Origin of the sequence: Pseudomonas sp. FP2335, assembly GCF_030687535.1 — a bacterium.
Lineage (GTDB): Bacteria > Pseudomonadota > Gammaproteobacteria > Pseudomonadales > Pseudomonadaceae > Aquipseudomonas.
In genome coordinates, this window is record NZ_CP117437.1 from 6009283 (window position 1) to 6029310 (window position 20028).

Annotated in this window: 20 protein-coding genes; 11 read left to right on the forward strand and 9 right to left on the reverse strand. The window is 64.0% G+C overall.

Annotation, left to right across the window (positions count from 1 at the left end; translation table 11 throughout):
• Window positions 1–8 precede the first annotated feature (8 nt).
• From PSH81_RS27165 to PSH81_RS27180, 4 genes are read left to right on the forward strand one after another with little or no spacing between them, the layout of a single operon-like run.
• Entirely contained in the window at window positions 9–887 is an 879-nt protein-coding gene (locus PSH81_RS27165) for a metal ABC transporter substrate-binding protein (protein ID WP_226454735.1), read from the forward strand.
• The gene (hisI, locus tag PSH81_RS27170; RefSeq protein WP_305391777.1) at window positions 884–1297 is read left to right on the forward strand and encodes a phosphoribosyl-AMP cyclohydrolase; all 414 of its coding nucleotides are present in this window, start codon (window positions 884–886) and stop codon (window positions 1295–1297) included. Before PSH81_RS27165 ends, hisI begins: the two co-directional genes overlap by 4 nt.
• On the forward strand, window positions 1294–1854 hold the full coding sequence (locus PSH81_RS27175) for a DapH/DapD/GlmU-related protein (protein ID WP_192298099.1): 561 nt from the start codon (window positions 1294–1296) through the stop codon (window positions 1852–1854). Before hisI ends, PSH81_RS27175 begins: the two co-directional genes overlap by 4 nt.
• Before the next feature lie 3 nt (window positions 1855–1857).
• On the forward strand, window positions 1858–3195 hold the full coding sequence (locus PSH81_RS27180) for a dihydroorotase (RefSeq protein WP_305391778.1): 1338 nt from the start codon (window positions 1858–1860) through the stop codon (window positions 3193–3195).
• Here PSH81_RS27180 and PSH81_RS27185 read toward each other — a convergent pair.
• Window positions 3192–3713: a DUF3617 domain-containing protein gene (locus PSH81_RS27185; RefSeq protein ID WP_192298101.1), complete on the reverse strand. Its 522-nt coding sequence runs from the start codon at window positions 3711–3713 to the stop codon at window positions 3192–3194. The two genes, PSH81_RS27180 and PSH81_RS27185, sit on opposite strands and share 4 nt — an antisense overlap.
• A 130-nt stretch (window positions 3714–3843) precedes the next feature.
• On the opposite strand from PSH81_RS27185, the gene cls reads away from it, so the two are divergent.
• Window positions 3844–5283, forward strand: a complete 1440-nt coding sequence (gene cls, locus PSH81_RS27190) for a cardiolipin synthase (protein ID WP_305391779.1) — start codon at window positions 3844–3846, stop codon at window positions 5281–5283.
• 109 nt (window positions 5284–5392) lie between these two features.
• Window positions 5393–5821 (forward strand): hypothetical protein, encoded by a 429-nt coding sequence (locus PSH81_RS27195; protein ID WP_226454739.1) that lies wholly within the window; start codon window positions 5393–5395, stop codon window positions 5819–5821.
• Here the strand turns inward: PSH81_RS27195 and cfaB are convergent.
• The 8 genes from cfaB to hflK (PSH81_RS27235) form a co-directional block, all read right to left on the reverse strand.
• Window positions 5809–6996, reverse strand: a complete 1188-nt coding sequence (cfaB, locus tag PSH81_RS27200) for a C17 cyclopropane fatty acid synthase CfaB (protein WP_192298104.1) — start codon at window positions 6994–6996, stop codon at window positions 5809–5811. The genes PSH81_RS27195 and cfaB overlap by 13 nt on opposite strands.
• Window positions 6997–7082: 86 nt before the next feature.
• On the reverse strand, window positions 7083–7871 hold the full coding sequence (locus tag PSH81_RS27205) for a DNA-binding domain-containing protein (protein WP_226454740.1): 789 nt from the start codon (window positions 7869–7871) through the stop codon (window positions 7083–7085).
• Window positions 7862–8707 carry a DUF692 domain-containing protein gene (locus PSH81_RS27210; RefSeq protein WP_226454741.1) on the reverse strand — a complete coding sequence of 282 codons (846 nt, stop codon included), beginning with the start codon at window positions 8705–8707 and terminating at the stop codon, window positions 7862–7864. Before PSH81_RS27210 ends, PSH81_RS27205 begins: the two co-directional genes overlap by 10 nt.
• Before the next feature lie 60 nt (window positions 8708–8767).
• Window positions 8768–9019: a hypothetical protein gene (locus tag PSH81_RS27215; RefSeq protein ID WP_071490868.1), complete on the reverse strand. Its 252-nt coding sequence runs from the start codon at window positions 9017–9019 to the stop codon at window positions 8768–8770.
• Window positions 9020–9127: 108 nt separating this feature from the next.
• Window positions 9128–11014, reverse strand: a complete 1887-nt coding sequence (locus tag PSH81_RS27220; protein ID WP_305391780.1) for a cation-translocating P-type ATPase — start codon at window positions 11012–11014, stop codon at window positions 9128–9130.
• Window positions 11011–12045 carry a protease modulator HflK gene (gene hflK / locus PSH81_RS27225; RefSeq protein ID WP_226454744.1) on the reverse strand — a complete coding sequence of 345 codons (1035 nt, stop codon included), beginning with the start codon at window positions 12043–12045 and terminating at the stop codon, window positions 11011–11013. Before hflK (PSH81_RS27225) ends, PSH81_RS27220 begins: the two co-directional genes overlap by 4 nt.
• Window positions 12042–13037: a protease modulator HflC gene (hflC, locus tag PSH81_RS27230; protein ID WP_305392808.1), complete on the reverse strand. Its 996-nt coding sequence runs from the start codon at window positions 13035–13037 to the stop codon at window positions 12042–12044. Before hflC ends, hflK (PSH81_RS27225) begins: the two co-directional genes overlap by 4 nt.
• Before the next feature lie 9 nt (window positions 13038–13046).
• Window positions 13047–14951 carry a protease modulator HflK gene (gene hflK, locus PSH81_RS27235; RefSeq protein WP_305391781.1) on the reverse strand — a complete coding sequence of 635 codons (1905 nt, stop codon included), beginning with the start codon at window positions 14949–14951 and terminating at the stop codon, window positions 13047–13049.
• Between the two features lie 333 nt (window positions 14952–15284).
• Here hflK (PSH81_RS27235) and PSH81_RS27240 point away from each other — a divergent pair, with 333 nt between their 5' ends.
• Genes PSH81_RS27240 through PSH81_RS27260 form a run of 5 tightly spaced genes read left to right on the forward strand, consistent with a single transcriptional unit; the run spans window position 15285 to window position 20028 of the window.
• Window positions 15285–15905: a CDP-alcohol phosphatidyltransferase family protein gene (locus tag PSH81_RS27240; RefSeq protein ID WP_192298111.1), complete on the forward strand. Its 621-nt coding sequence runs from the start codon at window positions 15285–15287 to the stop codon at window positions 15903–15905.
• A gap of 10 nt (window positions 15906–15915) precedes the next feature.
• Window positions 15916–17664 (forward strand): bifunctional alpha/beta hydrolase/class I SAM-dependent methyltransferase, encoded by a 1749-nt coding sequence (locus PSH81_RS27245; protein WP_192298112.1) that lies wholly within the window; start codon window positions 15916–15918, stop codon window positions 17662–17664.
• Window positions 17665–17666: 2 nt separating this feature from the next.
• Window positions 17667–18965 carry a phosphatase PAP2/dual specificity phosphatase family protein gene (locus tag PSH81_RS27250; RefSeq protein ID WP_305391782.1) on the forward strand — a complete coding sequence of 433 codons (1299 nt, stop codon included), beginning with the start codon at window positions 17667–17669 and terminating at the stop codon, window positions 18963–18965.
• A complete protein-coding gene (locus PSH81_RS27255) occupies window positions 18955–19398 on the forward strand; it encodes a hypothetical protein (protein WP_226454748.1) in 444 nt (147 codons plus the stop codon). The genes PSH81_RS27250 and PSH81_RS27255 overlap by 11 nt, the downstream gene beginning before the upstream one ends.
• Window positions 19399–19407: 9 nt before the next feature.
• Entirely contained in the window at window positions 19408–20028 is a 621-nt protein-coding gene (locus PSH81_RS27260; RefSeq protein WP_226454749.1) for a 1-acyl-sn-glycerol-3-phosphate acyltransferase, read from the forward strand.

Below are 20028 nucleotides of genomic sequence, written 5' to 3' on the forward strand. Positions count from 1 at the left end.
GTTTCCCGATGCGCGCTTTACTCGTACTGTTCAGCCTTCTGCTGCCGCTGTCGATGGCCCAGGCGGCCGACAAACTCCAGGTGGTCACCAGCTTCAGTATTCTCGATGACATCACCCACCAGATCGGTGGCGAGCACATCCAGATCAGTAACATGGTCGGCCCGGACGCCGATGCCCACACCTACGAGCCGTCACCGGACGACGCCAAGGCGCTGCTCAAGGCCAAGATCATCATCAAGAACGGCCTGGGCTTCGAGCCGTGGCTGGACCGCCTGGTGACCAGCACCGAAACCAAAGCCACCGTAGTGACCGCCAGCAAAGGCGTGATTTCCCACACCATGGACGAGGACGGCGAAACCATCCCCGACCCGCACGCCTGGCACAACCTGGCCAACGCTGAAATCTATGTGAACAACATCACCAAGGCCCTGATCGCCGCCGACCCGGCCAACAAAGCCGACTACCAGCGCAACAGCCAAACCTACCTGAAAGAAATCTACCGCCTGCTCGCCGAAGCCAAGGCCAAGTTCGGCGCGCTGCCAGCCGGCAACCGCCGCATCGTCACCTCCCATGACGCCTTCGGCTACCTGGGCCAGGCCTACGGGATTCAGTTCCTCGCGCCCCAAGGCCTGTCCACCGAACGTGAGCCATCCGCCGCCGAAGTTGCCGCGCTGATCACCCAGATCCGCAAAGACAAGGTCAAGGCCGTGTTCATGGAAAACATCAAGGACTCGCGCCTGCTCAAGCAGATCGCTGACGAAAGCGGCGCGCAGATCGGCGGCACGCTGTACTCCGACGCCCTCGCCGCCGAAGGCCCGGCCAGCACCTTCACCGGGCTGTTCGAATACAACCTCGACACCCTGTGCGCCGCCCTGAGCAAGCCATGAGCCTGCACATGCTCGACCTGGAAGGGGCTGCCCTCGGCAGCCGCTTTCCACTCGATCAGGTGCTCGACGCGCTGGCGTGGAACAGCGACGGCCTGATCGCGGCCATCGCCCAGCAATACGGCAGCGGCGAAGTGCTGATGCTGGCCTGGATGAACCGCCAGGCCCTCGACGAAACCCTCGCCACCGGCCAGGTCTGCTACTGGTCGCGCTCGCGCCAGCGGCTGTGGCGCAAAGGCGAATCTTCCGGCCACAGGCAACAGTTGGTGCAAGCGCGCCTGGACTGCGACGGCGATGCCGTGCTGCTGATCGTCGACCAGCACGGCCCGGCCTGTCACACCGGCCGACCCACCTGCTTCTACAACGCTATCGACGGCGACCTCATCCACATCATCACGGAGCCCTCAGCATGATCCGCAAAAACCCTTCCGGCGATCTGCCAGTGATTGCCGAATCGGCCTACGTCGACAAGACCGCCATCATCTGCGGCAAGGTGATAATCGGTGAGAACGTCTTCGTCGGCCCCTACGCCGTGATCCGCGCCGACGAGGTCGACGCCAGCGGCGCCATGGACCCGATCACCATCGGCGCCAACTCCAACATCCAGGACGGCGTGGTGATCCACTCCAAGTCCGGCGCCGCCGTGACCATCGGCGAGTTCACCTCCATCGCCCACCGCTCCATCGTCCACGGCCCCTGCACCGTTGGCGACCGCGTGTTCATCGGCTTCAACAGCGTGCTGTTCAACTGCGCCGTGGGCGATGGCTGCGTGGTGCGCCACAACTCGGTGGTCGACGGTCGCGACTTGCCCGACACGTTCTACGTACCCTCCACCACCCGCATCGGGCCCAACACCGACCTGTCGCAGTTTCCGCCAGTGAGCGTCAGCGCCTCGGAATTTTCCGAAGACGTCGCGCGCACCAACGTCGACCTGGTGCGCGGCTACAAAGCCCTGCAAAACGAGTTCTGAGCCATGAGCCGCCTGCTGATCCGCAACGCCCGCCTGGTGAATGAAGGCCAGCAATTCGACGCCGATGTGCTGATCGCCAATGGCCGCATCGAGAAAATCGCCGGCAGCATCGAAGGCTGCAACGCGCCCGTGGCCATCGATGCCCAGGGCCAGTGGCTGCTGCCGGGCATGATCGATGACCAGGTGCACTTTCGCGAACCCGGCGCGCCGGACAAAGGCAGCTTCTACAGTGAATCCCGCGCGGCGGTGGCCGGCGGTATCACCAGCTTCATGGACATGCCCAACACCAGCCCGGCCACCCTCACCCTCGAGGCCCTGGCCGATAAAAAACGCCGCGCCGCGCTGCACTCGGTGGCCAATTACGCCTTTCACTTCGGCGTAAGCAACGACAACCTCGACACCGTCGCCGCCCTCGACCCGCGTGAAGTGGCCGGCGTCAAAGTGTTCATGGGCGCCTCCACCGGCAATATGCTGGTGGACGATCCGCGCATCCTCGAGCGCCTGTTTGCCGAAGTACCGACCATCCTGCTGGCCCACTGCGAACACACGCCAAGCATCCTGGCCAACGAACAGCGCCTGCGCGAGCGCTTTGGCGAGCACATCCCCGCCGTCGCCCACGCGCTGATCCGCGATGCGCATGCCTGCTATCGCTCGTCGTCCTTTGCGGTGGAATTGGCCAAGCGCCACGGCACCCGCCTGCATGTCCTGCACCTGACCAGCGCCCGTGAGCTGGCGTTGTTCGAAGACAAACCGCTGGCGGAAAAGCGCATTAGCGCTGAAGTCTGCATCCACCACTTGCTGTTCGACGACCGCGACTATCACCGCCTCGGCCACCAGATCAAATGCAACCCGGCGATCAAGACCCGCGCCGACCGCGACGCGCTGCGCCTGGCCTTGTTGAGTGAACGTCTGGATGTGATCGGCACTGACCATGCGCCGCATACCTGGGCGCAAAAACAGTTGGGGTATCGTGAGGCGCCGTCGGGTTTGCCCCTGGTGCAGCATGCACTGCCGGCGTTATTGGAGTTGGTGGCCGATGGGCATCTGCCCCTGACCACCCTGGTGGCGAAGACCAGTCATCGCGTGGCCGACCTGTTTGCCATCCCCGATCGCGGCTACCTGCGTGAAGGTTATTGGGCCGACCTGGTGTTGATCCAGCCCGAGCCTGCCGGCAAGCCGGTGAGCAGCCAAGCGATCCTTGGCCGCTGCGGCTGGACGCCCTTCGCCGGGCGCAGCTTTCGCCATAGCGTCAGCACCACCCTGGTCTCGGGCCACCTGGCGTGGCACAACGGCCAGGTGGTCGACAGCTGCCAGGGCTTGCCCCTGCACTTTTTGCGTTAAGCGCGGGGTTTGACCGTACCGCAATCGTTGCCCAGCCACTGTGCGTGGCTGTCCAGGCTGCCCTTCTGCTGGATGCCGGTGGCATTGAAGGTGCCGTTGACGGTGGTGGTGAATTCCTTCTGGCTCTGGAAGGTCGCCACGCCGGTGCCCTGGGCTTTCGGGCAACTGAAGCGGAACTTCCACTGGTTGCCGGTCTTGTCGGTCACTTGCTGCTTGCAGCCCGATTGCGGGTCGGTCAGGGGGATCGAATCCGAGGCGACCTGCGCCGGAGTCAGGCACACCTGCACGCCTTTGCCGGCCATGGTGATGCCCTGCTTTTCCAGCATGGCGCGCTGTTCGGGGGTCATCTGTTGCTTGAGCTGACCGAGGATCAGCGACAAGTCCGGCAGCTCCTGGTTATCGACTTTCATATTGCTGGTGGTCAATTCCCACAAGCCTGGCGCCAGCATCTGCGCCTGTGCTGCCACCGGCAGCGACAAACCAACAACCATGGCTAAGCAGAGCAGACGTGCATTCATCGGGTAACTCCTGGGTAATTGTGGGCGTTAGACGCCGCAAAGCGGTCAGTGTTGCACGGCAAAGAAAATAGCGACATTCGTCACCAGACATGGTCTGTTAGGCATTGGATTGTCTGGAGTAACGTCGTCCATGGATTTCTTTGGCCCACACCTGCTCGCCTACGTCATCGCCACGCTGCACTTTCTCGGGACCCTCGCCGCGCTCCACGCGGTGCTGACCGTCAGGACCGCGCAAGGCTCGATCGCCTGGGCCTTGTCGCTGATGTTCATGCCTTATCTCACGCTGATCCCCTACCTGATCTTTGGCCGCAGCACCTTCGACGCCTACATCCAGGCACGCCGCCAGGCCAACCAGGAAATGCACACCGCCATCACCGAGCTGAACTGGCGCCCGTGGGTCGAGGAAGCCCTCGCCGCGCGCAACTCCAGCGCCTACGCCTCGCTGCGCGCCATGCCCAAACTGGGACGCATGCCGTGCCTGGCCAACAACGACGTGCGCTTGTTGATCAATGGCGACGCCACCTTCAGCGCGATTTTCGACGCCATCCGCCAGGCAAAAACGGCGGTGCTGTTCCAGTTCTTTATCATTCATGACGACGAGCTTGGCAGGCAGTTGCACGCTCTATTGAAGGAAAAGTCCGCTCAGGGCGTAGCCATTTACGTGCTGTACGACCGCATCGGCAGCCACGCCCTGCCCCACCGTTATGTGCAATCCCTGCGTGACGCCGGGGTACAGGTCAAGGCCTTCGCCACCCGCAGCGGCTGGCTCAATCGCTTCCAGGTCAACTTCCGCAACCATCGCAAGATCGTGGTGGTGGACGGCGTCACCGGGTTTGTCGGCGGGCATAACGTCGGCGATGAATACCTCGGCCAAAAGCCGCCGCTGGCACCCTGGCGCGATACCCACGTGCAGGTCACAGGCCCGGTGGTGGCGTGCATGCAGGAGTCGTTTGCCGAAGACTGGTTCTGGGCCGCACGGGAACTGCCGCCATTGATCCTGCCGGACACCTACCCGGAAGACGGCGTGCTTTGCCAACTGCTCGCCAGCGGCCCGGCCGACCCGTATGAAACCTGCTCGCTGTTCTTCGTCGAGGCTATCCACGCCGCCACCGAACGCGTGTGGATCACCAGCCCGTACTTCATCCCCGACGAAGCGGTGTTCGCCGCCCTGCGCCTGGCGGTATTGCGCGGCGTCGACGTGCGCCTGCTGCTGCCGTCGCGCCCCGACCACCGCATCGTCTACGCGGCCTCCAGCCTGTATGCGATCGAAGCGGTACGCGCCGGCGTGCGTGTGTTCCGCTACACGCCGGGTTTTCTGCATCAGAAGGTGGTGCTGGTGGACAGCGAAATCAGCGCCATCGGCAGTGCGAATATGGACAACCGTTCATTCCGGCTGAATTTTGAAGTGATGTTGCTGACGGTGGATGAAGCCTTCGCCCATGAAGTGGAACGGATGCTGCTGGACGACTTTGCCCTGGCTCACGAGGTCAGCCAGGAAGAAAGCCGCGAGACTCGGCGCCTGCAACAATTGGGCATGCGGGTGGCGCGGCTGATTTCACCCATTTTGTAAGTGACAGCGGCAATTGGCCTGGAAAATGTCTCGATACGACAAACGGCGTCTTCTCCAGCCGCCCCTGCTCTAGGCTTCAACCTGTCACTTATGACAATTGGAGCCCTTCATGAAAGCCACCCAAAGCGCCCCCTCGATCGTCGTGGAGATCGGCAAGCCAACCGACATCCTGTATTTGCACTACAAAGTGCTGTACCCAGACAAGCCCTTCGACCGGGCAGCGGTCTATCTCTACGACAATGGCATCTACCTTATCCTCTCACCCGGCGAACGCCATTGGGGCGTCTTCGTGATCGTCGGCGATATGAACGATCCACGCTGGGGAATATCTTTTATCTCACTGCCATCCACCGACTGGGGCGCATACCTGGCTCGCCATGATTTAACCTTTAGCCAGGCAACCAACGTATTTACCCAGCAGCTGTATATACAAAACGATCAAAACCCAGCCAAACAGCACGGCGTCTTCCACCGTTACAAAAACACCGTGGAAGACCCGACAACATTGACCTGGGAAAACATCCCTCACCCTCGATAAATATCGTCACGCGTCCAAGGCAGTTCATGGCTGCCATCTGCATGGGGCTTGAGTGCAAGGATTTGATGCAGATTTATCCAGCCCCGGGCAAACGCATAGGCGCACCCGGCCAGGTACAACCGCCAGATCCGCAACGCCTGCTCAGGCACCATCTTCGCCGCGGCCTCCAGGTTGTCCTCCAGGCGCTCGCTCCAATGGTCCAGCGTGCGTGCGTAGTGCAAGCGCAGGCTTTCGACATCGACCACTTCCAGCCCGGCCTCACTAAGCTCGGCGGTCATCATCGCCAAATGCGGCAACTCGCCATTGGGGAACACATACCGCTCGATAAACTCGCCGGCGCCGCGCCCCACCGGGCGGCCGTCGGTGTGCTTGGCGGTGATGCCGTGGTTCATCACCAGGCCGCCTTCGCGCACCGCGCCAAACAGGGTCTGGCAGTACTGCGCCAGGTTGGCGTGGCCGACGTGTTCAAACATGCCCACGCTTACCACTTTGTCGAAACGCCCGTCCTGGGGCAGGTCGCGGTAATCGAGCAGTTGCAGGTCGACCTGGTCCGCCAGGCCTTCGGCGCTCACCCGCTCGCGGGCCAGTTCCAGTTGCTCTTTGCTCAGGGTGATGCCAAATACCTTGACCCCGAACTCCCGCGCCGCAAACCGCGCAAGCCCGCCCCAGCCACAGCCGACGTCGAGCAAGTACTCGCCCGGCTGCAAGCGCAACTTGCGGCACAGGTGGCGGAATTTGTCTTGCTGGGCCTGATCGATGGATTCGCTGCCGGTTTCGAAATAACCGCAGGAGTACGCCATGTCCTGGTCCAGCCACAGCTGGTAGAACGCGTTGGACAGGTCGTAATGGTAGGAAATCGCCGCCGCGTCTGTAGCCTTATCGTGGATCGAGCGCACCGGGCGGGTGCCCTCGTCATCGTCGACCAGGGCAGAGCTCAACTCATCGCATACCCGGATCACTTCGCTGATGGAGCCTTCCAGCTCCAGTTTGCCCTCGATGAAAGCTTCGCCCAGTAGGTCGAGCGTCGGATGGGTCAGTTTCGGCACGACCGTGGGGTCCTTCACCACGATGGTCACACTGGGCTCGGGGCCCAAGTTGAATTCATGGCCATCCCAGAGTCGAAGACGCAGCGGCAGCTGAAGATTCTGTAAGGCCGGTGGAAGTTGCGCGAGCATGAGTAGTCCCCCCTTGTTTCAGACGTCTGAAAAGAGGGTAGACCATCCCAAGACAAGTAGGAGGCTATCGATCTGATAGCCCGTCACTATGGCGCCTGGCGCTCGAGCAAGCCCTCCTCGACCCACTGTTTCAACCATGTAACAGCCTGTAGCGGAGCGCCCTCCGAATAGGTGGCAGCCAACTCGCCGCACAGCTCGGAAAAGCTCCAGCCGGTGCTCACCATCCCCGCCAAGGCGCACGCTTCGGCCGGTTCCAGGCTGCGGTAGCGGCACACATTCTGGTGGCGCCACACCAGGCAGATGCGCGCCGTGTCCAAGGCTTGGCTGCCAGGGAAATCCGCTTGATCCTTGCTCGCACGCCAGATCGCCACGCTATTGAAGTGGCAAATCAGCTGTTGCACCGAAGGCGCCAGGCTGACGCGCAAATCCGGCCAATCCTCAGGTGACAGCAGCGCCATCGTATTCAGGCTCAGCGGTTCGCCCTGGGGCGCATCGAACGCCAGGGTGAACGCCCATTCCAAACGCGCCAGCTCGGCCAGTGGCGCACTCTGTTCGGCCACCAAGTGCTCGACGATAAACGCGGCAAAACGCTCGCCAAACCAACGCAGGCTGTAATGGGCCGATGGATAGCGCCGCACGTAGGCCTCGGCGAGCAACGCAAACTCCTCATCCCCCAGCCAATACCAGACTGCGCCGAAGTCATGACGCAACACTTCGTGCAACCGCGCACGATAGGCGTTGTGGTAAATCGCCAGGCCCGTGTCTACGTCCAGGCTCGGCCCGCCCAGCAACGTGGCGGCGAAGCCGGTGTCGGCGACTGAAGTGTCGGCAAGCAGGTGCTGCTCAAAGGCCAATTGCCATTCGGTCAGGCGCATAGCGGCCTCCTGGCCAGGGCGCTGGCCCCTAGTTCACGGGCCTTGCCCAGCTCGGTGAGCAGTTCTTCGAACGGCGGGAAATGGTCGTCGCGCTCCAACAGCGTCGAAACCGGCCCCAAGTGCTCCAGGGTCTGCTGATACAGCGCCCATACCGGATCGCACACCGGGTGGTCATGGGTATCGACCACATAGTCGCCGTAGTCCATATGCCCGGCCAGGTGCAATTGCCGGATACTCTGCGGCGGCAGGTTGCGAATAAACGTCCACGCGTCGAAGCCATGGTTACGCGAGCTGACATACACATTGTTCACGTCCAGCAACAACTGGCAGCCCGACATGTGGGCCAGGGCATTGAGGAATTCCCACTCGGTCAACTCATCCGCCTGGGCGCGCACATAGCTGGAGACATTTTCCAGCACCAGCGGACGCTGCAACACATCCTGCACTTGGCGCACGCGGGCGGCGACGTGGTAGAGACTCTCTTCGGTGTAAGGCAGCGGCAACAGGTCATGCAACTGGTGCGCGCTGCCGCGGCTCCAGCACAGGTGATCGGACACCCACGCCGGCTGGATACGCTCGGCCAGCTGCTTGATCTGTTTCAGGTAATCGAGATCGAGGGCGTGGGGCCCGCCGATGGACAGGGACACGCCGTGCATCACCAACGGATAACGCTCGGCGATCGCGTCCAGGTAGTACAAGGCCTTGCCGCCTTGCACCAGATAATTCTCGGAGATCACTTCGAACCAATCCACGGCCGGCGACTGTTCAAGGATCTGTTGGTAGTACTGGTTGCGCAGACCCAGGCCGTAACCGAGGCTCGCAAGGGAAGTGGACATAAGACACTCCTGGGCAAAGTGTCCGCAGCGGTGGACGGCAACCGCTGCGGGTGCACTCGTTTACTCGCCGACTTTACCGCCCGCCGCATCGCACGCGGCCTTGGTCATGGCCTTGAAGCCGTGGCCCTTGCAGACGGCCTGGCCCTTGCAGGCGTTTTCTGCGGTCTTGCAGTCGTTCATACCTTTGCAGGAAGTCACGCCGTAGCAGTGAACAGTCGCGTCGGCGGCTTGAGCCTGGGTGGCGACACCGGCAAACATAGTGGCGGCAGCGATAGCCAGGGCAGCACCGGAAACGGCGTTCTTGATGTTCATTGTTGTAGTCCTCAAAAGATCAGTAGGGGTGTCGGACCGCACGGAGTGTGCGGTCTCGACACACCACTAGAGAGAGGTGCCCGGCTGGCGTTACAACAAGCTCGAAATTTATTCTTCGAGCGTCAACAACGGCTCCTGGAAGCGCAGCAAACGCCCGGCGTTGCCCAGTACCAGCAAGGTGCTGAGGTTATGCAACACCGCAGCGATCATCGCCCCGGCAGCGCCCAACCAGCCAAACGCGGCGAACACCACGATCGCCAGCGTCCAGCCCAGGCCGATGATCACGTTGACCTGCAACGTCTGCCGGCACTGGCGACTCAAGCGCACACAGGTGCCCAGGCGCCGCAGGTCGCTGCCGATCAGCACCACGTCCGCCGAGGCCAGCGCGATGTCGGCGCCGCCTGCGCCCATGGCCACGCCGACCACACCGGCCTTGAGCGCCAGGGAATCGTTGATGCCGTCGCCCACCACCATCGGGCGAAAGCCGCTACCGATCTCGCCCAGCACGCGGTTGAGCTTGTCTTCCGGCAGCGCCTGGGCTTGGACGTCGCTGATGCCCACGTCCAGCGCCAGGCTGTCGGCCACGCTCTGACGGTCGCCGGTCAGCAGCAGTTGGCGGCCCAGGCCGAGGTCGCGCAACTCTTGCAGCGCCTGGCGCGCTTCCGGTTTGACGCGGTCGGCCAGCAGCAGCCAGGCGAGGAACTGGCCGTCCAGCGCCAACCCGGCAATCGGGCCGTCGTGAGTCGGCACCGGTGTGGTGACGATGCCCAACTGCTCGAACAGCTCCGGCCGCCCCAGCGCCGCTTCGCCCTGAGCGGTCTGCGCCACTACGCCCAGGCCCTGGCGTTCACGAATATCGGTCAGCCCCGGCAATTGTTCCTGCGTCGCCAACCCCGCCAACGCGCGGCTGACCGGGTGGCTGCTGGCCGAGCCGAGGCTGGCGGCCAGGTTCAGCAACCGTTGCCGATCCGGCGCAGTGGTCTCGATGGATTGCAGGCGCAGGGTGCCATAGGTCAGGGTGCCGGTCTTGTCGACCACCAACGAGGTCAGGTCCGCCAGCTCCTCCAGAAACGCCGAGCTGCGAATCAAAATCCCATGCCGCGCCGCGACCGCGATCCCGGCAATCGCCGTGGCCGGCGCCGACAGCACCAACGCACACGGGCACGCCGCCACCAGCACCGCCAGCATCGCCTGCGCGTCGTTGGTGACAAACCAGGTGACCGCCGCCAGCAGCAGCACCAACACCATATAGCTGCCGGCATAGCGCTCCAGCAGCCGCGTGATCGGCGGTTTGGAGCGCTCGGCGTTCTGCATCAGCGCGATGACTTTGCCCAACGTGGATTCATGCCCGGTGCGCGTCACTTCCAGGCGCAGCAAGCCGTCGAGGTTGATCGCGCCGCCAAACACCTGCACGCCGGCACTCGCTTCCAGCGGCACCGACTCGCCGGTAATCGGTGCGGTGTCCAGGCTCGCCTGGCCCGACAGCACCACGCCATCGGCGGGCACACGGTCGCCGGCGCGCACTTCGACAATATCGCCGGTGTGCAGCGTGCCGTTATCCACCTCGACGATGCTGCCATCGGCCTGCACCAGCCGCGCATGGCTGCGGGTCAGTTTGCCCAGGGCATGGATCGCCTCCTGGGAGCCGATCACGCTGCGCTCTTCGAGCACGTGGCCGAAGATCATGATGATCGGCAACAGTGCGGCCGTCAGCAGATCTCCAGTGGCCCAGGCCCCAAGCATGGCCAGGGCGATCAGTTGGTCGGTGATCCCATGCAGGCTCGGAAAGCGCAGGCTGTACCACGCCGAACGCATCACCGGCACGGCCACCAACAGCGAGGCAACCCCCAGCAGCAACTGGCTGACCCCGCTTTGATCCGGCGCCAGCCAGCGCCACACCAGGCCCAGCACCAGCAAACCGAGGGCCAGCATGGCCAGGGTCAATTGCCGCGCAGCACTGCGCTGCTCGGCGGAGGTCAGCATGGGTGCGCTCATTGTTCGGCTCCCTGAATGATCAAGCGGGAGTCGTCTTTCGGATCGACTGTGGTCACGGAACCGGCCTGGCCGAGAATCTTCGGCAGGCGTTCGCGGTACAGGCGCAGCAGCAAGCCCGGGTCTTTGACCTGGGCCAGGCTGGCGACGGTGGCGGTTTGCGCCCGGGCATTGGCCAAGCGTTCGCTGGCCTGGGCGTGGGCGACTTGCACCAGCCGGTCGGCCTGCTGGTTGGCGGCCTGGGTGAGTTTTTCTGCGTCGGTGCGGGCGTTGGCCACGGCTTTGTCGGCCTGCTGGCTGGCGGTCAACACTGCGTTGAAAGCATTCACCGCCGGGCCCGGCAGGCTCGATTGCACATCCACCCGGGTGACTTCGATACCCAGGCCCAAACCACTGGAGGTCAACTCCGCCAGGCGTTTATTGATGCCTTGCACCAGATCGCCACGCAGCCGTTCGCGACGTTCGGCGGCGCCGTTGTCGGAGCCGATCAGCTCGGGGCGCGCCACCAGGATCGTGTCCAGGTCCCGCGCCGCCGTAAGGGCCACGGCGCTGCGCGTCACCAGTCGATCCAGCGCTGGCAGCACATGCCCGCCCTGGAGCACAAAGGCATAGGGCTCGGTGACTTTGTAGAACACCCGCACATCCAGCTGCACCACCCCGGCATCGCCGGTCAGCAGGTAACCGGAGCCGGCCAGCGCATCACTCAATGGCGTGGCGAAACTGGCCACGCGGTCAGCCTGGGTCGCCGCCTCGGAGCGCAACAGGTTCTCGACCCGGCGCTCGATCACGCGGTCGGCCGCGGGCAACAGCACCACTTGCTCGAACGGCTGCGGCCAGGCCAGCAACAGCCCGGCATTCTGGATACGGTCGAGGGCGCCGAAGTGCAACACCACGGCACGGTTCTGCGGGTCGATCTGGCGCACATTGGAAAACGCCCAGGCCAACGCGGCCAATACGGTCACCGCGTACAGCGCCAGGAACGTCAGGCGCCCGGCCTGGACCCATGGGCTGTCCGGGCTGTCACGCTCGGTCATGGCTGGACGTCCTTCGGCCCGTCCACCAGGGCGCGGAACGGCGCCGCGTCGGTGCGCAGGATGATCCTGGTGCCTGGCGAAACCACGGTGCCCAAGGTGTCCAGCGAGCGCAGCAGGTTGTAAAGCTGCGGATTACCGGCGTAGGCACGGCCGTAGATCTGCGCGGCTTCGACCCGCGATTGCGCCTCGATGTCGGCGGCTTTGACCGTGGCATCGGCCTGCACGATGCGCGCGTCACGCTCGGCGGCGGAGCGGATCTGCGCCGCTTCACGCTTGCCCACGGCCGTGCGCTCGGTGGCGATGGTTTCACGCTCGGCGCGCATGCGGTCGACGGTGGCGGTGAGCGTCACCGACGGCAAGGTCAGCAGTTCGATACCGACTTGGGCCACGCGCACGCCGTAGGTAGTGAGCAATTGTTGATCAATCTGCTGGCGCAACTGCGCTTCAAAATCAGCAATGCGCACTTGGCTGGCATCGGTGTTGATCAAGCTCGACAGGTCAAAGCTGGCTGCGGTGGTTTCCAGCGCCGAACCGACAAAGGTACGAATCTGCCGCGCCGCTTCATCCGGCTGGTTCTGCACGGCGCGCATAAAGCGCTGCACGTTGTCGGCATCGCCCTGCACCTGCCACGCCACGTACGCCTGCACGATGATGCGCAGGCCATCGCGGGTGCCCACGTCCTGCAAGCCGCTGGAGGTGGTGCGCAGGCGCAGGTCCACCGGGATCGCCGCTTCGAACGGCGCCGGCCAGCGCCAGCCCAGGCCCGGCTCCAGCAGCACCCGCGCCGGGTTGCCGAAACGGGTAATCACCGTGGCTTCGCCGGAGCGCACTTGCACCAGGCTCGCGGCCGCGACCGCAAACAGCACCAGCAGCACCGCCCAGGCCATGCGTCGCCACGGGAACGGGCCGGCGGCGGGTTCGTCGCCATGATGATGGTGGTGGTGGTGATGGCCATGATGATGACCGTGATCGTGAGAATGAGCGCTCAACAGACCGACTCCTTATTGAACGGCTTTGCGCGGCAGCGACGGATCGGCCGGCAAGGAAAAAGAACGCAGATCGATCGTCGGCGCACTGTCGGCGCCCAGGCGATGATCCAGAATCAACAGCTTGGCGTGGGCCAGGCCCTGGCTCAGTTGGCCGAGGTACTGTTCCAGCACAAAGGCTTTGCCCGCGCTGGCGTAGGCCTTTTGTTCGGCGGCGAAACGCAGGTCGGCCGCTTGGGCACCGGCATTCACTTCGCGCGCGGTGGCCGTGGCCTGGTCACGGGCGCTGCTGGCTTGCAGCAGGGCCAGGTTGGTTTGTTCGCTGGCGGCGCCGCGTTCACGGGAGATCAGCGCCTGTGCGCCGATCTGCGCAGCTTGCACGCCGTGATAGGCATTAGCGGCGCCGGCCGGTGGGTGGATCGCTTCCACCACCGTGGCGAGGATTTCCACGCCGCTGTCGAGGTGATGCAGATCGGCCTGCACGGCGCGGCCGATCTCGTCGGCGAGGCTGGTGCGTTGCTCGCCGAGCAATTCGTCAAGGGTGCGCGAGGCAAAGTCGTGGACCAGGATGCGGCTGGCGGTGCTGCGGATCAGGGTCGGCACATCCGCGCTGTTGTAGGTGGCGGCCAGCGCGGCGTGGTCGTTGAGGCCGATGCGGTAGACGAAACGCACGTCCATGTTGACGATCTGGAAGCCCTGCTTGTCGCCGCTGCTGCTGGCGATGACCTGGGATTTGTCATTCACGTGGCTGGCGTCCCACAGGCGGTTGGCGATCAGCGGCGCCGGGCCTTCAGCGGCGGCCAGCTCCGGGGCGGCGGCCTCACTGACGCTGGTGGCGAGTTCATGCACCACGCCGTTTTCCACAGTGATCACGCGGCCCAGCGGCCAGGGCAGACCGGCATGCAGGCCAGGGCCGAACACCTCCACCGGCTTGCCGAAGCGCTCATAAATCCCGCGACCTTGCAGGGGCACTTCGTGCACACCAGTAAGCGCCCAGCCTACCGCCAGCACCACCAGCAACACCGGCAGAAATGCGCGGCGGATGTAGGTAAACGCCCAGATCTGGCGCAAGTCGATGCCAAAGCGGTTGTGCAATTCGTGCTGCAAGGCGAGCAAGGGTTGCGGTGGCCAGCGCAGCAGCCCGGCGATAAAGCTTTGCGCCATCAGGCGCGGTTCGAGACGCGGTTGGCGCGGGCTGAACAGCGAAAGGGCAGCCCTGAGCAGAAACTCGATGGCGACCAACGCGGGCAGCACGCCGACCAGCACCGCGAGCCGCAATGGCCAGACCGCTTCGGCGCTGGCGAACAGCAGGCAAATGGCACTGAGCACCAGGCAGATAATCGCCACCCGGCTCAACTGCGCCAGCTGCGAGGCTTCCGGCCATTGCACGGCGGTTTCCTGGGCGAGGCGGCGTTCGAACACCAGCAGGCCAAACGCCAGGGCCAGTGCCAACGCGGCACCGATGCTGGCGGATTGACCGACTGCTGCAGCGGGCAGGGCCAGGTTCCAGAACTCGACGACACTGACCAGCGCCAGCAGCGACCAACCGCCGAGCCACACCACCGGCGTACCGATCTGCTGGGCGAAGCGCTCGGTGAAGCGGGCGTAGCGGCTGGTGTCCTCAACCGGCACTTGCGCCGCAGGTTCTTCCAGCGCCTGGGCGCGCCAATCGGCCACCCACCACGCCGACTGCAAACCGGCCACCAGCAACAGCAACGCCGACGCACAGTTGATCAACACCACCGGCCAGATCGACAGCGGCGCGAACAGCGCGACGAACAGCGCCATTACCCACCCGCACAGTGCCACAGCCGTCAGGCTGATCCCGGCCTGGCGCAATCGACGGGCATGGAACAGCCCCTGCTGAAAACGCGGCAGGCCTTCCACCGAAGCGCCGTCAGCCTCTAGATCCACTTGCATCCACTTACGTCCGCTTGCACACAATTGGTTACGATATAACACGGGGCGTGAAATTTTTGTCCGGGGAATGTCGCTTTCAAACCCAACCACCGATTCCCTGTGGGAGCTGGCTTGCCTGCGATGCTGACAACAAGGTCTTCCAGCAAAACCGAGGTAATTCAATCGCAGACAAGCCAGCTCCCACATTGAACGTTTCCACTTCTATACCTCGTTGTGCTCGGGAGCGTGACTAAACCCCCATAAACACGCGCCATCACTGGTGCAGGCCAGGATTAAGCGGCACACTCCAAGCCAGTTTTTCGCGGGTCCACGGACAAGGAAGCGTCACCTCCCATGATTTCGATCTATCAGCTCAAACCGCGTTTTCAAAACCTGCTGCGCCCCCTCGTGCAGCGCCTCTACGACAACGGCACCACCGCCAACCAGATCACCGTGCTGGCCGGCGTGGTTTCCCTGCTGGTCGGCCTGCTGATCGCCAGCTTCGCCCAACACCTGTGGCTGTTTGCGCTGATCCCGCTGTGGATGATCCTGCGCATGGCCCTCAACGCCATCGACGGCATGCTCGCCCGGGAATTCGGCCAGCAGTCGCGCCTGGGCGCCTACCTCAATGAGTTGTGCGACGTGATTGCCGACAGCGCGCTGATCCTGCCGTTTGCATTGATCCCCGGCGTGAGCCTGGCGCCGGTGCTGCTGGTGGCGTTGCTGGCGGTGTTCAGCGAATACGCCGGGGTGCTCGGGCCGATGGTGGGCGCATCGCGGCGCTACGACGGGCCGATGGGCAAGAGCGATCGGGCGTTTGTGCTCGGCGTGCTGGCCACTGGTGTAGCGCTGGGTTGGCTCGGCGCCAGCTGGGTGGATGGGGTGATGTGGCTGGTCGCCGCCCTGCTTGCCTACACCCTGGTCAACCGGGTGCGCCAGGGCCTCAAAGAACAACAAGACTCCCCTTCTGCATAAGGATTTTGCGATGCGCGAACAACAAGCACACACCTTCAGTACCCACGATGGCGTCGAGCTGTTCTACCGGCACTGGCCGGCCACCGCGGGCGACGGGCCACGCAAGGCCATCGTGTTGTTCCATCGCGGCCATGAGCATTCGGGGCGCATCGCCCATCTGGTCGATGAACTGGACCTGCCACACTTCGACTTCTTCGCCTGGGATGCCCGTGGCCACGGCCAGTCTCCCGGCGAACGCGGCGACAGCCCCAGCTTCGCCACCAGCGCCCGCGACGTGCAAACCTTCTGCGACCACATCGGCGCCACCTATGGCATCGAGGAAGAGAACTTCGCCGTCATCGCCCAAAGCGTCGGCGCGGTGATCGCGGCCACCTGGGTGCATGACTACGCGCCAAAGATCCGCGCGCTGGTGCTCGCCTCGCCGGCGTTCAAGGTCAAGCTCTACGTGCCGTTCGCCCGGCCGGGCCTGGCGCTGATGCGCAAGTTTCGCGGCAACTTTTTCGTCAACAGCTACGTCAAGGCCAAGTTCCTCAGCCATGACCCCGAGCGCGTGGCGTCTTACGACAGCGACCCGCTGATCACCAAGGCGATCTCGGTCAATGTGCTGCTCGGCCTGTACGAAGCGGCCGACCGGGTTGTGGCCGATGCCCAGGCGATCCAGGTGCCGACCCAATTACTGGTGTCCGGCTCGGACTTCGTGGTGCACCGCAAACCCCAGCAGCAATTTTTCGACCGCCTCGGCAGCCTGAAAAAAGAGCTGCACATCCTCCCCGGTTTCTTCCACGACACCCTCGGCGAGCGCGACCGCGCCACCGCCGTGAGCAGCGCCAAGCGCTTTATCCTGCAGAACTTCGAACACCCGCTGGACCGCGCCTCGCTGCTCGACGCCGACAAGATCGGCGCCACCTGCGCCGAATCCGAAGCCCTCGCCGCGCCGTTACCGCGCAACTCCCTGCGCGACCTGTACTGGCGCCTGACCCGCGCCAGCATGGGCCTGGGCAAGAACCTGTCGGACGGGGTCAAGCTGGGCTTCGACACCGGTTTCGACTCCGGCAGCACCCTGGACTACGTGTACCGCAACAAGCCCACCGGCAAGGGCGGGCTGGGGCGGATGATCGACACCAACTACCTCAACTCCATCGGCTGGCGCGGCATCCGCCAGCGCAAGCTGAACGTCGAGGAACTGCTGCGCCTGGCCATGGCCAAGTTGCGTGCCGATGATCGCGAAGTACGCATCGTCGACATCGCCGCCGGCCACGGTCGCTACATTCTGGAAGCCTTGCAGGGCGTTTCGCCGCTGCCGGAGTCGATCCTGCTGCGCGACTACAGCGACATCAATGTGCGTGACGGTGGCGCGCTGATTCGCGAGAAGGGCCTGGGCGACATTGCCCAATTCGTCAAAGGCGATGCATTTGACCGTACGGATCTGGCCGCGCTGGCGCCCAAGCCGACGCTGGCGGTGGTGTCCGGGCTGTACGAATTGTTTGCCGACAACGCCATGGTCGGCGGCTCGCTGGCCGGGCTGGCTGAAGCGGTAGAGCCCGGCGGTTATCTGGTCTACACCGGCCAGCCATGGCACCCGCAACTGGAGCTGATCGCCCGTGCGCTGACCAGCCACCGCCAGGGCCAGGCCTGGGTAATGCGCCGGCGCAGCCAGGCGGAGATGGATCAACTGGTCGAGGCGGCGGGCTTTCGCAAGATCACCCAGCGGGTGGACGAATGGGGCATTTTCACCGTGTCCGTGGCACAGAAGATCTGAACATGCGCGAACCCGGTCTGCTCAAGCCCGCCGTCCTCTGGCTGCTGCTATTGGCGCCGCTGTTCTTCAGCACCTACGGCTTCGCCACCTGGGTCACCAGCCAGCGCAGCGACGTCGGCACGCTGGTGTTCGACTGGGAAACCCACATGCCCTTCCTGGCGTGGACCATCGTGCCCTACTGGTCCATCGACCTGCTTTACGGGTTCTCCCTGTTGCTGCCCAACAGCCGGCATGAACTGAAGCAACATGCGTTGCGGCTGTTGAGTGCGCAGGTGATTGCCGTGAGTTGCTTCCTGATTTGGCCGCTGCGTTTCACCTTCGAGCGACCCGAACTGGATGGCGTGTTCGGCTGGCTGTTTGCCGTGCTGGCCGGGTTCGACAAACCGTTCAACCAGGCGCCGTCGCTGCACATCGCGCTGCTGGTGATCCTGTGGGTCATGTACCAGCGCCACACCCAGGGTGTCTGGCGCTGGCTGGTACACGGCTGGTTCGCGTTGATCGGTATTTCGGTGCTGACCACTTATCAACATCACTTTATCGACTTACCCACAGGCGCCCTCGCCGGCTGGATCTGCGTGTGGCTATGGCCGGTGGAACCTCCGAGCCCGCTGCTGAATGCGCGGCTGACGCGGGACCCCAAGCGCTGGCGGCTGGGCGTGCGTTACGGCCTGGGCGCGTTGCTGCTGGCGGTGCTTGCGTTGGCCCTGGGCGGCGGCTGGCTGTGGCTACTGTGGCCGGCGGTGTCCCTGGCCTTGATCAAGGCGAACTACCTCGTGCTGGGCGCCGCAGGCTTCCAGAAGCGCGCCGATGGTCGACTGACACCGGCCGCGCGCTGGCTGTATGCGCCTTACCTGGCGGCGGCGTGGATCAACTCGCGCCTGTGGACACGCAAACATCCACAACCGGACCGGATTGTGGATAACGTCTGGCTCGGGCGCATTCCCACGACCCGCGAGCAGGAGCCCTTCAAGGCCATCGTCGATCTCTGCGCCGAATTGCCGATTAATCCACAGGGCCGTGCCTATCAGGCCATCCCCGTGCTGGACCTGATCGCCCCGACGCCCGCCGAATGCCTGCTCGCCGCCGAGGCCATCGAACGCCTGCGCGCCAGTGGCCCGCTGCTGGTGTGTTGCGCCCTGGGCTATTCGCGCAGCGCAACGGCGGTTGCCGCGTGGCTGCTGCACAGCGGGCGGGCCACGACGGTGGAGGATGCGCTGACTATTATTCGTACAGCGCGGGCCGATGTGGTCCTGCACCCCGCTCACCGTGAAGCTTTGGAGGGTTTGCCCCATGCCCGCTGATATGGAACTCCAGGTCGTCGCCAGCCTGCTGCGCCGCGGCCGTTCGCTGGATCAGTTATCCACAGGCCTGACCCTGCTCGGCGTGTTGTTCGGCCTGGCCCAACTGCTGATGGCCAGCATTACGCCGATCTGCCTGCTGCTCAGCCTGTGGATGATTATCCTTGGGCTGCTGCAAAAGTACTGGGCGCTGCGCGTGGCCTTCGATGCCGACCTGTTCGCCCTGCTCGCCCGCGACACCGAACGCACCGCCGACCTCGACCTGGCCCTGCAAACCCTTGGCCTGCAAGCGCCCAAACGCGCCGGCCGGCCCTGGACCGAACGCCGTCGCGGCGCTCTCAAACTGCTGCGCAAACAAGCCTGGTTGCTGGGTGCACAAACACTGCTGACCCTGGGCGCGATCCTCGCCAGCCCCTGGCTGCCTTTCGCCGGATAAGGAATTCCCATGTTCGAACCCGTGGTCGCCACGCTGATTACCTCCATGGCCCGCACCGTTACCGGCGCCCGCAGCCTGTGGCTGGGCTGCGCACCTGTGCCGGTGCAACGCATCTACTTCGCCAACCACAGCAGCCACGGCGACTTCGTGCTGCTGTGGGCCTCATTGCCGCAAAACCTGCGCAAATTCACGCGCCCGGTGGCCGGTAGCGATTACTGGAGCAAAAGCGCCTTGCGCCGCTACATCATCAACCGTGTGTTCAACGGCGTGCTAATCGACCGCGAGCGCAAGGACCCTGTGGATAACCCGTTGCAGCCCATGTTGGCCGCATTGGAAGGCGGCGACTCGCTGATCCTGTTTCCCGAAGGCACGCGCAATCTGGAAGACGGCCTGCTGCCGTTCAAAAGCGGCTTGTATCACTTGGCAAAAAGTTACCCACAGGCCGAACTGGTACCTGTGTGGATAGCCAACCTCAACCGGGTCATGCCCAAGGGTCGCGTATTGCCGCTGCCCCTGCTGTGCACCACCAGCTTCGGCACGCCGTTGCATTTGGAAGAAGGCGAAGACAAGACCGCGTTCCTCGCCCGCACCCGTGACGCCCTGCTCGCCCTAGCCCCGGAGCATTCCTGA